The sequence below is a fragment of the Caulobacter sp. GW821-FHT11A05 genome (assembly GCF_058809015.1).
This window is the reverse complement of sequence record NZ_JBXASF010000001.1, coordinates 326947-342688: the sequence shown is the minus strand read 5'-3', so window position 1 is coordinate 342688 and position 15742 is coordinate 326947. Positions and strand designations below refer to the sequence as shown.

Below are 15742 nucleotides of genomic sequence, written 5' to 3'. Positions count from 1 at the left end.
AGTGCTCCACATGCGCCCGGGGGGAACGGCGCGCGGCACCCTATTTTGAGGATAACAACCTTGGAAACCCGCGTTCAGCGACTTGTGATCGCCACCCGGTTAACGGGTGTCGGCGGTCAGCAGGGCCAGGGCGAAGGGCTGTTCCTGCGCGATCCAGACCTGCTCGATCGACCAGCCGCCAGCGTAAGCCAAGGCTTTTAAACGGCTTTCGTCGAACTTGTAGCTGCTCTCGGTATGAATGGTTTCGCCGGCCGCGAAGTCGAAGCGATGGCCGTCGATGGTTACCGTCTGGGCCTTGCGCGCAACCAGATGCATCTCGATGCGCGCCGCTGCAACGTTCCAGACCGCGCGGTGTTCGAAGCCGCCAAGATCGAAGTCGGCGCCCAGTTCGCGGTTGGCCCGGGCCAGCAGGTTGAGGTTGAAGCGGGCCGTCACCCCCTGGGCGTCGTCGTAGGCCGCTTCCAGCACCGGCCGGTCCTTGATCAGGTCGGCGCCGAGCAGCAGCTGGCCGCCGGGTCCCAGGTGTTCGCGCATGGCGGCCAGCAGGGGGCCGGCCTCCTCGGGCGGGAAGTTGCCGATGGTCGAGCCGGGAAAGAAGCCCAGGCGCGGCCGCGACCCGGCCGCCACCTCGCCGCGCAGATGGGTGAAGTCGCCGGCCACGCCGCGCACCGGCAGCTCGGGGAAGGCGGCCTTCACCTCGCGGGCGGTGGCGCGGGCGGCGCCGGGGTCGATCTCGACGCAGAGGTAGCCGGCCGGCGCCTCCAGGGCCCCCAGCAGGGCAATGGCCTTGGCGGCCGAGCCCGAGCCGTATTCGACCACCGTGCGGCCGGGGCCGATGGCGGCGGCGATGTCGGCGCCGCGGTTCTCCAGCAGGGCCATCTCGGTGCGGGTCGGATAGTATTCGGCAAGCTGGGTGATCTCGCCGAAAAGGGCCGAGCCGGCGGCGTCGTAGAACCACTTGGGCGGCGTCGCCTTGGGGGTTTTCGACAGGCCGGTGATCATGTCCTCGGCGAACAGGGCCCGCTCGAGGTCGGGATGCAGGGCGGTGAGCTGGTTCATGAACAGTCTTTCGCCAGTCGCAGCCCGGAGAACATCCAGCGCTGATGGGGTTCGAAGAAGTTGCGGTAGCTTGCCCGCATATGGGCCGCCGGCGTGACGCAGGCCCCGCCGCGCAGCACCTGGCGGCCGGACATGAACTTGCCGTTGTACTCGCCGACCGCCCCGGCCGCGGGCGCGAAGCCGCGATAGGGCCCATAGGCGCTGGCCGTCCATTCCCAGACGTCGCCGTACAGCTGGTCGCCGGAGGCGGCGGCGGTGCGCAGGATGTCGCTGTCCAGGAAGTTGCCGGCGATCGGCCGGCTCTCGGCGACGGCCTCCCATTCGGCTTCGGTCGGCAGGCGGGCCCCCGCCCAGCGGGCGTAGGCGTCGGCCTCGTAGAAGCTGACGTGGCAGACCGGGGCGTGCGGGTCGACCGTCTCGCGGCCGGCCAGGGTGCGGCGGCTCCAGACCCCGCCCTCCTCGTCCCAGTAGGCGGGCGCCCGCCAGCCCTCGGCCCGGGCCCGGTCCCAGCCGTCCGACAGCCAGTGGGCCGGGGTGGCGTAGCCGCCGTCGGCGATGAAGTTCAGCCAGTCGCCGCAGGTCACCAGCCGGTCGCCGAGCGCGAAGGGCTCCAGCCAGACCTTCTGGCGCGGCCGCTCGCAGTCGAAGGCGAAACCGCCCTCCCCCGCGCCGATCTCGACCAGCCCGCCGTCATGGCTGATCCAGCCGAGCGGCCCGCGCGCCGGGCCGGCGGCGGACTGGAGGTCGCCGCGATAGGCCGGCGCGGCGGGATGCAGGGCGAACAGGCTGAGGATATCCATCAAGAGCAGTTCCTGATGCTGCTCCTCATGGTTCAGGCCCAGTTCCAGCAGCGGGGCCAGGTCATCGATCAGGGCGGCGGGCGCCTGGGCGAACAGACGCGCCAGGGCCTCGTCGACCCGCAGCCGCCAGTCGAGGATTTCCCGCACCCCAGGCCGGGTGACCAGGCCCCGGTCTGGCCGCGGATGCCGCTCGCCGACCGCCTCGTAATAGCTGTTGAACAGGAACCGGGCGTCGGCCGGCGGCGGCGGCGCATAACCGCGAGGCCGCAGGATGAACTCGTCGAAGAACCAGGTGGTGTGGGCCAGGTGCCATTTGGCCGGGCTGGCGTCCGGCATGGCCTGGGGCTGCATGTCCTCAGGCGACAGGGGCGCGGCAAGGCTCAGCGTGCGCTCCCGCACGCGGGCCAGCGACAGGGCCAGCGTCTCGCGATCGTCGGTGTCGAATGCCATCCCGCCTCTCCCAACGCGCAAGACGGCTCAACGCTCCGCCCCGGTGCAGGAGAACATATAGGGATCAAACAATGTTCCGCCAGAGGGTTTCCGGCAAAGAAAAGGGCCGGTCGCGCTGGCGACCGGCCCCGGTCCGGATCGTTGGCGCCGCCTAGAGCAGGAACCGCGCCGCCGTCAGCGTATGGGAGCCGCTGATCAGCACCTCGAAGTCGGCGACCCCGTTGCCGTCCACGTCGCCGTAGACGTGGGTGTCGGTCCCGTCGAATTCGTAGCGCAGCTCGCCGGCGACACTGGTGAAGGCGCCCGTGCCGATGAAGCTGAAAGTCTGGTCAGCCGCGACGAGGGTGTTGGCGTCGATGGGCCTCAGGTCGACCTGGTCGACGCCGTCGAAGTCGAAGATGACGTCGGCGGCCCCGACGGCGCTGTCACTCAGCGCCTGCAGGACGAAGTAGTCCTTGCCCGCGCCGCCGAGCAGGGCGTCGGTCCCCGCGCCGCCGTAGAGGTAGTCCGTGCCGGCGCCACCGCTGAGGATGTCGTCGCCCGCCTCGCCGTAGAGCTTGTCGTTGTCGTCGCCGCCATTGAGAACGTCGAGACCCACACCGCCGCGCAGGGTGTCGGCCCCTGCCCCGCCGTTCAGGGTGTCGGCGGCGGCGCCGCCGATGATGGTGTTGCCCAGGGCGTTGCCCGTGCCGGTGAAGCCGCCCGCGCCGGTGTAGAGCATGATCTCCACGTTATCGGCGAGGGTCAGGCTGGAGAGCGCGGTCTTGACCGAGTCGGTCGTCCCCTCGCCCACCGCCTCGACCACCACGTCGCCGGCGCTGTCGACGATATAGGTGTCGTTGCCGATGCCGCCGGCCGCGTAGTCGTCGCCGCCCTGGCCGTCGAGGGTGTCGTTGCCCTCGGCGCCCAGCAGGTTGTCAGCCCCAAGGCCGCCGTACAGCTTGTCGTCGCCGATCCGGCCTTCCAGCAGGTCGCCGTCGGCGCCGCCGGTGATGCTGTTGGCCAGGTCGTTGCCGACGCCGGTCACCGCGCCACTGACGCTGAAGGTCAGGTTCTCGACGTTGGCGGTCAGGGTGTAGCTGTTCAGCAGGCTGATGACGCTGTCCGTGCCGGCGCTGGCCGCCTCGGTCACGGTGTCGTCGGCGTCGACGTAGTAGATGTCGTTGCCGCCCTCGCCTTCCAGGGTGTCGGCCCCGGCGCCGCCGGTCAGGGTGTCGTTGGCCAGGCCGCCGAGCAGGTGGTCGTCGCCGTCGCCGCCGTTGAGCCTGTCGTCGCCGCCCAGGCCGCTGAGAGTGTCGTTCCCCGCGCCGCCGGTGATGATGTTGGCCAGCGAGGTGCCCGTGCCCGTGAAGTCGCCCGTCCCGTTGAAGGTCAGGTTCTCGAAGGCGCTGGAGGACAGGGTGTAGACGTTCAGGCTGGTGATGACGGTGTCGATGCCGCCGCCGACGTCGCTGATCGAGTCGTCGGCGCTGTCGACATGGTAGGTGTCGTTGCCGGCCCCGCCCTTCAGCGAATCCGCGCCGCCGCCGCCGATCAGGGTGTCGTCGCCCTCATTGCCGTTCAGCACGTCATTGCCCGTGCCGCCGGTCAGGACGTTGGCAACAGTGTTGCCGTTGGCGGTGAAGTTGGTCGAACCCGAGAAGGTCAGGTTCTCGACGTTGGTCGCCAGGGTGTAGGTGGTCAGGCTGGTGACGATCACCAGGTCCGTGCCGACGCCGGACTCGGTGACGACGTCCCCGGCGTTGTCGACATGGTAGGTGTCGCTGCCGAGACCACCCTGCAGGATGTCGGCGCCGCCCGCTCCGTCGAGGACGTTGTTGAGGGTGTTGCCGACGATGGTGTTGGCGCCGGCGTTGCCCGTGCCGGCGACGGCCGCCCCCAGCAGGACCAGCTTCTCCACCTCGTTGGCGAGAACCAGGTCGATGGTGCTGTTGACGGTGTCGGTTCCGCCGCTGGCGGCCTCGACGACAACGTCGCCGACGTTGTCGACCGCGTAGGTGTCGTTGCCGCCGCCGCCTTCCATGCGGTCAGCGCCGAGGCCGCCGTTGATGACGTTGTTGGCGGCGTTGCCGTAGATCTCGTTGTCGAGCTCGTTGCCGGTCAGGTTGAAGGCGCTGAGGCCATCGCCGCGCAGGATTTCGATGTTGGCGCCGAGGGTCCAGCTGATGTCGGTGATGACGGTGTCCGTGCCGCCGTCTTCCGCCTCGACCGTGACGTCGGAGACCTGGGCCACATACAGCGTATCGTTGCCGTCGTTGCCGATCAGGGTGTCGCCGCCGGCCCCGCCGAACAGGATGTCGTCGCCCGCCCCGCCGGTCAGGACGTTAGCCAGCGAGGTGCCCTGGCCGTGGAAGTTGCCCGTGCCGGTGTAGGTCAGGTTCTCGATGGTGGTGGCGACCAGATAGTAAGTGCTCAGCGCGGTTTGGACGGTGTCGACGCCGCCGGTGTCGCTGACCACCTCGTCCTGGCTGTCGACGATGAAGATGTCGTTGCCGAGACCGCCCTTGAGGGTGTCGATGCCGGCGCCGCCGTCGATGATGTTGTCCTGGTCGTTGCCGGTGATGGTGTTGGCCAGGGCGTTGCCCGTCCCGCTGATGGCGGTTCCGGTCAGGGTCAGCTTCTCGACGTTGTCGACCAGGGTGTAGTTGACGCCCGCCAGGACGGTGTCGTCGCCTTCGCCCGTCAGTTCGACGACGAGGTCGTCGGCGTGGTTGACCTCGTAGGTGTCGTTCTGGGTCCCGCCATCCATGACGTCGCCGCCCGCGCCGCCGTTGAGCACGTCGTTGCCCGCGCCACCGACCAGGTGGTCGGCATTGTCGGTCCCGGTCAGGGTGTCGTTGCCGCCCTGGCCCTGGAAGTCGACGGCCACGACCGAGGCCGAGACCGACGGCGCCACGACGTTGGCCGAGGCGTTGGTCGCCACCGGCAGGACGTTGACGTGGCCTTGCGATGTGCCGAAGGCGCCCGTCACCGTGTAGTTGAACGAACCGCCGCCGAGGGCGCTGGCGACGATGACCAGCTTGCCGCCGACCAGGCTGACGGTGACGCCGTCGGCGCCCGAGACGCCGGTGACCACGGCCGCGTCGTCGCCCTCGGCGAACTCGTCGTTGAGCAGCAGCAACGAGGCGTCGATGGAGGAGGCGATGCCGACCGTGGTCTGCAGCAGGTCGGACACCGTGCCCGGCGCGGTCTGGGCCAGTTCCTCGGCGTCGCGGCTGCCGTCGCTGAACAGGGCCAGTTCGATGTCGATCAGGTGATCTGTGCCGTCCGGCGAGCCTTCGCGCAGGTCGGTGATGTAGAGCTGCCCGTCCTGCAGGAAGGTGCTGTAGTCGGCCAGGGCGCCGGTGAAGACGGCGATGTCGAAGTCGGCCCCGCCATCGATGATGTCGGCGCCCGCGCCGGCTTCCAGCACGTCGTTGCCGTCGTCGCCGTGCAGTTCGTCCACGCCGGCCCCGCCGACGATGCGGTCGGCGCCGTCGCCGCCGTACATCAGGTCGTCGCCGCTGAGGGTCGGATCGTTCTCGGCGTCGGCGTTGTCTTCCTCGTAGCCGATCTCGCCGCTGTAGCCGATGCCGCTGACGCCGTAGACGCCATCGCCAAGCAGCAGGTCGTCGCCCTCGCCGCCTTCCAGGGTGTCGCCGCCGGAACCGCCGGCGATGATGTTGCCCTCGGCGTCGCCGGTCAGGAAGTCGTCGCCGTCACGGCCGGACAGGTTCTCGAAGCCGCTGGCGATGATCGTGCCGCCGCCGAACGCCTGTTCCGAGCCCTGCAGGGCCAGGGAGAAGGTGACGTTGGTCGGGGTCTCGCCCAGCAGGGTGAACAGCAGGGTGTCGTTGTCGGTCCCGCCGTCGGCGGTGTGGTTGCCGATGCCGACCTCGAGCAGGTCGTCGCCCTCGCCGCCGAGCAGCACATCGTCGCCGTCCTGGCCCCACAGCCAGTTGCCCTCGGCGTTGCCGTCGATGGTGTCGTTGAAGCTGGTGCCCGAGGCGTGCTCGATGCTGATCAGGGTGTCCATGCCATGGCCGGTGTCCTGGGCGACGCCCTGGATGTTCAGGTCGATGGTGGCGCCGACCTGGGCCTCGGTCGGCTGCAGGGAGAAGGCCACGCGGTCGAAGCCGTCGCCGCCGTCGATGACATCGTCGCCGTCGCCGCCGTGGAGGTAGTCGTTGCCCGTGCCGCCGCTGACCTGGTCGGCGCCGAAGCCGCCGCGCACGAAGTCGTCGTCCTCGCCGCCGTCGACGATGTCGTCGCCGCCCTCGCCGCGCACGGTGTCGGAGCCGAGGCCGCCGTAGAGGGCCTCGCCCGCCGTGCCGCCGCGGATGAAGTCGACATAGTCCGAGCCCTGGACGCTCTCGATGGAGGTCAGGGTGTCGCTGAAGTCCGAACCGCTGGCCGAGCCGGGGCCGTCGTTGAGGACGACGGTGACGCCGGCGCCGGCGCTGGCGTAGCTGGCCTGGTCGTAGCCGTCGCCGCCTTCGAGCGTGTTGTTCCCCGAGCCGCCGTTCAGCACGTCGTCGCCGCCGGCCCCGACCAGCCGGTCGGCGCCCGCGCCGCCGATCAGCAGGTCGTTGCCGATGTAGGCCGGGTTGCTGAAGAAGGTGGCCAGGTTCTCGATCGTGGTGATCGGGCCCGAGCCGCCCTGGTTGGAGACCATGCGGATGTCGCCGTCGCCCAGCAGCAGGTCGTCGCCGTCGCCGCCGGTCAGGGTGTCGGCCCCTTGCGCGCCGGCCAGGGTGTTGTTCGCGGCGTCGCCGGTCAGGCTGTCGGTCCCGGTGGTGCCGGTCAGGTTCTCGATGCCGCTCAGCGTCATCAGCCCGGCGCCGGTGTCCTGGGCCGCGCCCTGCAGGTTCAGGTCGATGGTGACGTTCAGCGGCGGGGTGATGTTGTCGAACAGCCGCACGGTGTCGACGCCGTTGCCGCCGGTCAGGATGTTGGCCCCGATGCCGGCTTCCAAGAGGTCGTTGCCGTCGCGGCCGTCCAGGGTGTCGCCGGCCCCGCCGCCGATGCCCCACAGCCAGTTGTCGCCGCCGTTGCCCGACAGGGTGTCGTCGAAGCTGGTGCCGGAGACGTGCTCGATGTTCAGGAAGGTGTCCAGGCCATGGCCGGTGTCCTGGGCCGTGGTGATGGCCAGGTCGACGGTGGCGCCGGCCTGGATGTCGGTGGGCAGGGACAGGAACATGCTGACGCGGTCGACGCCGTCGCCGCCGTCCATCAGGTCGTTACCCTCGCCGCCCGAGAAGAAGTCGTTGTCGGCGCCGCCGTAGGCGATGTCGTTGCCGTCGCGGCCGCGCAGGAAGTCCTCGCCGGTCCCGCCGTTCAGGGTGTCGTCGCCGCCCTCGCCGATTAAGAGGTCGTCGCCGCCCAGGCCGGTCAGCACGTTGTTGGCGTTGTCGCCGTCCAGGGTGTCGGAGATCTGCGAGCCGATGACGTTCTCGACGCCGGTGATGATGTCGAAGCCGCCATCGCCCTGGCTGCGGTTCTGGTTCTCCGGCCGCAGCAGGTAGACGCCCACGCCGATGCCGTTCACCACCGAGATGTCTTCGAAGGAGACGGTGTCGATGCCGTCGCCGCCGGCGATGACGTCGTTACCGATCCCGCCCAGCAGCAGGTCGTCGCCGCCGCCGCCGTTCAGGGTGTCGACGCCGGCCCCGCCGCGCAGGATGTCGTTGCCATCGACGGCGCCGTTGGCCGGATCGGCCGCCAGGTCGACGATGGTGGTGATGGCGCCGGACCCGCCCTGGGTGGTCTGCGTCCGGACCATGCCGTCGCCGTAAAGGGTGTCGTTGCCGTCGCCGCCGATCAGGTCGTCATTGCCCTCCGCCCCGGCCAGCAGGTTGTTTCCGGTATCGCCGGTCAGCACGTCGCTGAAGGTCGAGCCCGACAGGTTCTCGATGCCGGTCAGGGTGATGCTGCCGCCGCCGGTGATCGCCTGAGAGGATCCCTGCAGCAGCAGGGAGGCGACCACGCCGCTGGTGAAGTCGTTGTTGTTGAAGAACGACAGGGTGTCGCCGGTCCCGGCGCCGCCGCTGACGACATTGGCGCCGGTCGAGCCGATCTCGATCAGGTCGTTGCCGTCGCCGCCGCTGAGAGTGTCGCCGCCGCCGATGCCCCAGATCCAGTTGTCGCCGGCGTCGCCGGTCAGGGTGTCGGCCAGGGTCGTGCCCGAGACGTGCTCAATGCTGATGAAGGTGTCCATGCCGTGGCCGGTGTTCTGGGCCCCGGCGATGGTCAGGTCGACGGTGGCGCCGACCTGGGCGTCGGTCGGCAGGGAGAGCGCCATGCTGGCCCGGTCCAGGCCGTCGCCGCCGTCGACGATGTCGTTGCCCTCGCCGCCGGACAGGAAGTCGTGGTCGGCCCCGCCCTGGATAGTGTCGTTGCCGTCGCGGCCGCGCAGGAAGTCTTCGCCGGCTCCGCCGACCAGGGTGTCGTCGCCGCCGTGGCCAACCAGCAGGTCGTTGCCGCCGAGGCCGGTGAGCACGTTGTTGTTCCCGTCGCCCTCCAGGGTGTCGGAGATCTGCGAGCCGATGACGTTCTCGACGTTGGTGATGATGTCGAAGCCGCCGTCGCCCTGGCTGCGCGGCTGGTTCGGCGCGCGCCACAGGTAGACGCCGACGCCGATGCCGTTGACCACCGAGATGTCCTCGTAGGACACCGTGTCCGTCCCGGCCCCGCCGTCGATGGTGTCGTTGCCGAGACCGCCCAGCAGGGTGTCGTCACCCTCGCCGCCTTCCAGGGTGTCCGTACCATCGCCGCCTTCGAGACGGTCGTTCCCTTCCAGGCCCTGCAGGGTGTCGTTGTCGCCCAGGCCGGTGATGGTGTCGTCGCCCACGGTGCCGGGCAGGGTGTTCGGACCGTTGTCGCCGGTGATGTCGGCCATGATGAAGTTCCCCCAAGATGCGGAATTGAGCAGCGCTAGAGCATTCCGAGTGGCGTCGGCAGTGCAAAAAACAGGACCTATTTTTTGGCGGCCAGACGCGAGTCCCCCTGCGCTTAGCAGGCGATCCTAGTCACGGACGGGCGGCGGGCTAGGGGACGCACCGCACGGGCGAGGCGGCGTTTACCGTGTTTGGCCGCCCTGCGACTGAAAAACCGGCATTTCAGAAGCCAGCGTTCAACCATCGCCCGAAAAGGTGCGACAATCCGCCACACTGCTTAACCAACTGCGGCAGCCTGCCGCACCCCATTTTAGGCGGAAAACCCATACAGGGCTTGGAATTGCGGGTCGCGGGCGGCGATCTGGCGGGCGCAGTCGACCATCACCTTGGCCTGTTTCCATGTGGCGTCGTCCTGCATCTTGCCGTCGAGCATGACCACGCCCGTGCCGTCCGGCATGGCCTCCAGGATGCGCACCGCGAACTTCACCTCGTCGGGGTCAGGGCTGAACACCCGCTTGGCGATGTCGATCTGGCTGGGGTGCAGGCTCCAGGCCCCGGCGCAGCCGAGCAGGAAGGCGTTGCGGAACTGCTGTTCGCAGGCCTCGGGATCATCGATGGCGCCGAACGGGCCGTAGAAGGCCTTGATGCCATGGGCGGCGCAGGCGTCGACCATCCTGGCGAAGGTGTAGTGCCAGATGTCCTGCTGGGCGGCGATGCGCGGCCCACCATCAGCGCGCGGGTCCTCGATGACCTTGTAGAAGGGATGACCGCCGCCGACCCGGGTGGTCTTCATACCGCGGCTGGCGGCGAGGTCGGCCGGGCCCAGGCTGATGCCGTGCATGCGCGGACTGGCGGCGCAGATGGCCTCGACGTTGTTCACCCCCTCGGCGGTCTCCAGGATGGCGTGCAGCAGGATCGGCTTCTTCAGCCCGTGCCGCGCCTCCAGCACCGCGAGGAACTGGTCCATGTAGTGGATGTCCCAGGGCCCCTCGACCTTGGGGATCATCATCACGTCCAGGCGGTCGCCGACGCCCTCGACGATCTGGGTGACGTCGTCGAAATGCCAGGGGCTGTTGAGGCAGTTGATGCGGGTCCACAGGCCGACGCCGAGGGCGGCGAAGTCGGTCTCCTGGGCCATGGCGATGAAGCCGGCGCGGGCGGCGTCCTTGGCGTCGGCGGGGATGGCGTCTTCCAGGTTGCCGAGGATGACATCGGCCTGCCTGGCCATCTCCGGAACCTTGGCGCGCACCTTGTCCAGGTGCGGCGGCACGAAGTGGATCATCCGCTCGACCCGCACCGGCAGCTCGCGCGGCGGCGTCGGCGCGCCGATGGCCAGAGGCTTGAAGTATCCCCGCGGCGTCTTCATGGCGCTCGTCCCTTCGCAGTTGCGAACGGTTGTTTGAGGTCTGCGCTGCGGTGCGTCAAGCCGTCGGCGAGCGGAACAGCGGCAGGACCAGCCAGACGCAGAGCGCCAGGGCGGCCAGCCAGATCAGCACGACGATGACCGCCGCCGTTCGGCTGGTTGGCCGCTCGGCCATCACCACGGCCGCCGCCCGGCTATCGCGCCAGACCTCGGCCGGAACCAGGCGAGAGACCGCCAGAATGCCCAGGGGCACGATGATCACATCGTCCAGCAGACCAAGCACCGGGATGAAGTCCGGTATCAGGTCGATGGGCGAAAAGGCGTAGGCCGCCACGGCCAGGGCCAACGCCTTGGTCCACCAGGGCGTGCGAGGGTCCCGCGCCGCCAACCAGACTGTCAGGGCGTCCTGCTTGAGACGCCGGGCCCAGTCCCGGAGGATCATTGGCGCGGCTCGCCGTATCGGACCTCGCGCGGCGAGCGGCCGGTCCAACGCTTGAAGGCGCGGGAGAAGGCGGCCGGCTCAGAGAAGCCGACGAGATAGGCGGTTTCGTTGACCGACACCTTGCGGGCCGCCAGGTAGTCGACCGCCAACCGGCGCCGCAGGCCGTCGAGCACGGCTTCAAAGGTGGCGCCCTCGGCCTTGAGACGGCGGAACAGGGTCTGGCGGCTGACGCCCAGCTGGCCGGCGGCGTAGTCGACGCTGGCCTTTCCCGTATGCAGCACCGGCAGCAGCAGGCCCTCGACGCGGCCGCGCAGGGTGGTGGCCTGTCGCAGGTCGGCCAGCATGGCGTCCGCCCGGTCGGTGAGAACGCCGAACGCATAGCCCGGCAGCAGGGCGACGGGGTGGTCGGCCAGGGTCATGTCCATCCGCATGCCGTTCCAGGCGGCCCCGAAGGTCACCGGCACGCCCCAGACCCGCTCGTATTCATCGCCATGGGCCGGCCGGCCGTGGGTGACCTCGACGGCGGTGACGATCTGGCGGGGCAGGATGTGGCGCGGGCCGACGACGAAGCGGGTGAAGGTGCTCTCGGTCAGTTCGGGAAAGTCGTTGGGCCGGGCGCGCTGGTCGACCAGCCAGACCTCTTCCCCCCGCATGACGATGGCGAACCGCTCCCCGTCGGCGACGCCCTCGACCTCCATCACCAGCCGGCCATAGCGGTTCAGCTGCAGGAAGGCGTCGGTCATGGTCTCGGCCGCGTGGCTGATCAGCCCGACCACCGACAGCTTCGACAGGTCGAGCGCCTCGGCGAAATGCAGCGACAGGGCCGGGTCGTCGCAGGCGACCTTGGCGGCCCGCATCAGGGCCATGTAGCGGACGAAGGACACGCGGCCGTCGAGGTCGATGAGCTCCGCTTCGGTCAGGCCGGCGGCGGCCAGCAGCGTCGTCCGGTCGGCGCCCCGGCCGGTCGCATAGTCGGCCAGGCCCTTGGCCAGGCCTGCGGCCACCGTCGCCCGCGCGGACCCGGCGGGCGCATAGCTGCAACCTGCGATCATGTCTTTGGTGTCCGGCGTCATGGCTCCTCGGCGTGGCCTGAGCGAGGCTGATCTTCAATCGCCTCAAGGCCAAGTGACAAACAGGAAAGAGTGGTTCCCTTGCTCGGACTTTCAGCGACCGCCCTGGTCCATGTCGTCAGCGGCATGGTCGCCATCATCGCCGGCCCGGTCTCCCTGCTGGCCCCCAAGGGCCAATGGCTGCACCGCAAGGCGGGCATCGCCTTCTACTGGGCCATGCTGGTGATGGCCGGCGTCGCCCTGGTGATGGCCACGGTCCGCGTCCAGAAGGTCAACATCTTCGCCGCCGCCCTCACCCTCTATCTGGTGGTCACCGCCTGGAGCATCGTCAAGGCCCGGGCCGGAACCCTCACCCGGGTCGAGCGCTGGGCTCCCTGGTGGGCGGCCGCCGTCGCCGTCGGGGCGGCGAGCGTCGGGGCCCTGGTCGCCGTCGTTCCGGAGTGGCTCTACGAGGGCGATCCGCGCGCGCCCGCGGGCGCCGTGATCTTCCTCGTCTTCGCGGGAATCGCGGCCCTGGCGACCGCCGCAGATATCCGGACCCAGCGCCGTGGGGGCCTGAGCGGCGCGGCGCGCGTCTCTCGCCACCTCTGGCGGATGTGCCTGGCCCTGTTCGTCGCCATCGGCTCCTTCGCCTCGCAGGCGCCTCTGCTGGCGCGGCGCATGGACCTTGAGCCGCCGCCGTCCCTGACAATCTTCGGCCCGGCCCTGGCGGTGCTGGTCCTGATGGCCTTCTGGCTGATCCGGGTGCGGATGGGGCGCCGCTACAGGCCCGCGCCGGCCGCCGCATGACCGCCCACCTGCCGGTCCTGCTGGTCCACATCGCGGCCGGGACCCTGGCCTCGGTCACCGGCTTCGTGGCCCTGTTTTCGCCGAAGGGCGCCTGGCTGCATCGCCGCGCGGGGACCATCTACGTCGCCGCCATGATGCTACTGGCCATCAGCACGGCGGCGCTGGGCGTGATCATCGCCAAGCCGGGTAACATCTTCGCCGGCGCCTTCACCTTCTACCTGGTGCTCAGCTCTTGGCTAGCGGTGCGCCGTCCGCCGGGGACCTTCGGCTGGATCGAACGCGCCGGCGCCCTGATCCCGCTGGTCATGGCCGTTCTCTCCATCGCCGACGCGGTCTCGGTCCTGACCACCCCGGGCGGTCCTCCGGCCGGCCTGCCGCCGGGCGACCGGCCGCAGGTCGTCCTGACGGTGGGCCTCATCGCGCTTCTGGCCGCCGGTCTCGATCTGCGGGTGATGATCAAGGGCGGCCTCTCCGGCGCGGCGCGGATCGCCCGGCACGTCTGGCGCATGTGCCTGGCGATGTTCATCGCCACCGGCTCGTTCGGGGCGCAGATCCCGGCCATGCTGAAGCGGATCGACGTCGGCCCGCCGCCGCTGCTGGTCGACTTCGCGCCGGCCCTGCTGGTGCTGGTCCTGCTGGCCTTCTGGATGATCCGGGTGCGGATCGGGACACGCTTCAAGACGGTCTAGCTCTTCCGCCCCAGCGGGTGCTTGCTCTCCACCACGGCCCGCAGGCGGCCCTCGGCCACATGGGTGTAGATCTGGGTGGTGGCGATGTCGCTGTGGCCGAGCAGGGTCTGCACCACCCGCAGGTCGGCGCCGCCCTCCAGCAGATGGGTGGCGAAGGCGTGGCGCAGGACGTGGGGACTGACCCGGGCCGGGTCGATGCCGGCGGCCAGCGCCGCCTCTTCCAGCAGCTGCGAGAACCGCCGGGGCGTCAGCCGGCCGGCCTTGCCCCGCGACGGGAACAGCCAGGGACTCTCCTTGACGCCCTTGGACAGGAAATCCTTGCGCACCTCCAGCCAGGCCTTCACCGCCGTCCGCGCCGCCCCGTTCAACGGGGCCAGCCGCTCCTTGCCGCCCTTGCCCTTGACGATCAGGTAGGCCGGGTCGCGCGCCAGGGCGGCCAGCGGCAGGGCGACCAGCTCGCTGACCCGCAGGCCCGAGGCGTAGGTCAGCTCGATCAGACAGGCGAGGCGCAGGCCCTGGCCGCCGTCCCTGGCCGAGGCGGCGCTAAGCAACCGATTGACCTCATCCCGCGTCAGCACCTTGGGCAGCGGCCGCCCCTGCTTAGGGGCCTCGACCCGGCGGGAGGGATCGTCGCTCCGCCAGCCCTCGCCGAGCACGAAACGGTAGAACTGCCGCACCGCCGCCCGCCGCCGGGCCGCCGTCGAAGCCGACAGCCCCCGCGCCGACAGGTCGATGAACCAGGCCTCGATGTCCTCGGCCACCGCGTCGGCGAAGCCCTTGCCGCGACGGGCGAGGAAGCCGGCGACGTCCTCCAGGTCCTTGCCGTAGGCGGTCAGGGTGTTACGGGCCGCGCCGCGCTCGGCGGCCATCATTTCGAGGAAGGCTTCAGGCCAGCCGCCGCCCTCTTTTCCGGGACTCATTTGGGACTGAGGGCCAGGATGCCCTCGACCGCGAAGGCCCGCGCGTCCTGCGTCAGCCCGGCCCTGTTCAGGGCCCGGATGACAAAGGCCCGGTCGGCCGGCGACAGACTGCCGGCTTCGCTCGCGATCCACACCGCCAGCAGCCCCGTCTCGCCCTTCAGCCCGGCCTGGGCGGCGATATCGAGGGCGAACAGCCGGGTCGGCGGGACCAGCGACTTATCGGCCGCGAACCCTGAGAAGGCGTCCCGCGCCTCGCCGTCCATCGGCGCGCCCAGCGCCGCGATGTAGAGCGACGCCGTCCGGGCCAGCGGATTGCCGACCACGCCGCGCTGGACCAGCGCATCCTGCACGGCGGTGAGGTTCTCGCCCGTGGCGGCGGCGATGGCGGCGTCGAGCAGGTCGATGTCGTGCGGCTTGGCGCCCGGAATGACGTCCTGGGTCAGGCTGGCGCGCAGGGCCTTGGCCCCAGCCAGGTCGCCGGCGGCCAGCATCTGACGCCCGGCCCGGATCGGATCGCTGGCCAGCAGCTCGGGCGGCGGCGGGGCCGGCGCGACGGTCGCGGCCGGCGGCGGGGCCAGGGCCAGCTTTCGCGACAACGCCGTCTCGACACCGTTGCGAGCCGAGGCGGCGCCGGGCTCGCCGCCGACCAGCAGGGCGGTCATCAACCGCGCGAACACCGCGTCCTTGGCCTTCTCCTGGGCCAGGGTCAGGCTGAGCTGCGCCGCCTCGGTCTGGCCGGCGATGGCCTGGCAGTAGGTCCGCAGGCGCAGCCAGTAGGTCTCGCCCCGGCCGACGGTCACCGTCTGTTCGATGCGGCAGGCGCGGTCGTCGGCCCCGGCGATCAGCGCCGCCTCGGCCGCCACCTCGGCCAGCGCCGGCTCCGCCGCCAGGTTGGGAATGCGCTCGACCGAAGCGTTGGCGGCGGCCGGCTCGCCCAGGCTGAGCAGGGCCCGGCCCCGGGCGGCGGCCAGGACGCGATCCTCGGCGGCGCCGTCGGGCGCGTTGGCCCCGGTCGACAGCAGCCGCACGGCCAGCGCCTTGGCGGCGGGGCTGAGCGGCTTGGTCCCTATGCTCGGCATCACCCGCCGCGCCAGCTCGGCCGACGAGCCTTTCCACAGGCCCGCGCCCAGCCCGGTGTCCCGCGCCCCGCCCGAAAACACGTCCGGCGCGGTGAGCGGCGCGACCTCGACGCCCTGAGCCAAAGCCAGGGGGCCATATGCGGCGGTGGCGATCAGGCAAGCGGCCAGGAGGGGCGGGAGCAGCTTCATGCGAGGAGCCTAGCACG

Annotated in this window: 10 protein-coding genes; 2 read left to right on the top strand and 8 right to left on the bottom strand. The window is 70.3% G+C overall.

Features of this window, described 5'->3' with window-relative positions:
• Nucleotides 1–99 precede the first annotated feature (99 nt).
• The 6 genes from egtD to AC1RSK_RS01530 all read right to left on the bottom strand — a co-directional run bounded on the left by egtD (nt 100) and on the right by AC1RSK_RS01530 (nt 12062).
• Nucleotides 100–1059 (bottom strand): L-histidine N(alpha)-methyltransferase, encoded by a 960-nt coding sequence (egtD, locus tag AC1RSK_RS01555; protein WP_492904912.1) that lies wholly within the window; start codon nt 1057–1059, stop codon nt 100–102.
• Nucleotides 1056–2309, bottom strand: coding sequence for an ergothioneine biosynthesis protein EgtB (gene egtB / locus AC1RSK_RS01550; protein WP_492904911.1), 1254 nt, complete (start codon nt 2307–2309; stop codon nt 1056–1058). Before egtB ends, egtD begins: the two co-directional genes overlap by 4 nt.
• Nucleotides 2310–2460: 151 nt before the next feature.
• A complete protein-coding gene (locus AC1RSK_RS01545) occupies nt 2461–9186 on the bottom strand; it encodes a calcium-binding protein (RefSeq protein WP_492904909.1) in 6726 nt (2241 codons plus the stop codon).
• A gap of 308 nt (nt 9187–9494) precedes the next feature.
• Nucleotides 9495–10550, bottom strand: a complete 1056-nt coding sequence (locus AC1RSK_RS01540; RefSeq protein ID WP_492904907.1) for an HpcH/HpaI aldolase/citrate lyase family protein — start codon at nt 10548–10550, stop codon at nt 9495–9497.
• Between the two features lie 55 nt (nt 10551–10605).
• Nucleotides 10606–10989, bottom strand: a complete 384-nt coding sequence (locus AC1RSK_RS01535) for a YkvA family protein (protein WP_492904905.1) — start codon at nt 10987–10989, stop codon at nt 10606–10608.
• Nucleotides 10986–12062, bottom strand: a complete 1077-nt coding sequence (locus AC1RSK_RS01530) for an AraC family transcriptional regulator (protein ID WP_492904903.1) — start codon at nt 12060–12062, stop codon at nt 10986–10988. Before AC1RSK_RS01530 ends, AC1RSK_RS01535 begins: the two co-directional genes overlap by 4 nt.
• Before the next feature lie 78 nt (nt 12063–12140).
• Here AC1RSK_RS01530 and AC1RSK_RS01525 point away from each other — a divergent pair, with 78 nt between their 5' ends.
• A complete protein-coding gene (locus AC1RSK_RS01525; RefSeq protein ID WP_492904901.1) occupies nt 12141–12848 on the top strand; it encodes a DUF2306 domain-containing protein in 708 nt (235 codons plus the stop codon).
• The gene (locus AC1RSK_RS01520; RefSeq protein WP_492904899.1) at nt 12845–13537 is read left to right on the top strand and encodes a DUF2306 domain-containing protein; all 693 of its coding nucleotides are present in this window, start codon (nt 12845–12847) and stop codon (nt 13535–13537) included. The genes AC1RSK_RS01525 and AC1RSK_RS01520 overlap by 4 nt, the downstream gene beginning before the upstream one ends.
• Here the strand turns inward: AC1RSK_RS01520 and AC1RSK_RS01515 are convergent.
• Complete coding sequence (locus tag AC1RSK_RS01515; protein ID WP_492904897.1) at nt 13534–14457, bottom strand: site-specific tyrosine recombinase XerD; 924 nt, start codon at nt 14455–14457, stop codon at nt 13534–13536. The genes AC1RSK_RS01520 and AC1RSK_RS01515 overlap by 4 nt on opposite strands.
• Nucleotides 14454–15725: a hypothetical protein gene (locus AC1RSK_RS01510; RefSeq protein ID WP_492905397.1), complete on the bottom strand. Its 1272-nt coding sequence runs from the start codon at nt 15723–15725 to the stop codon at nt 14454–14456. Before AC1RSK_RS01510 ends, AC1RSK_RS01515 begins: the two co-directional genes overlap by 4 nt.
• Between the last annotated feature and the right edge of the window lie 17 nt (nt 15726–15742).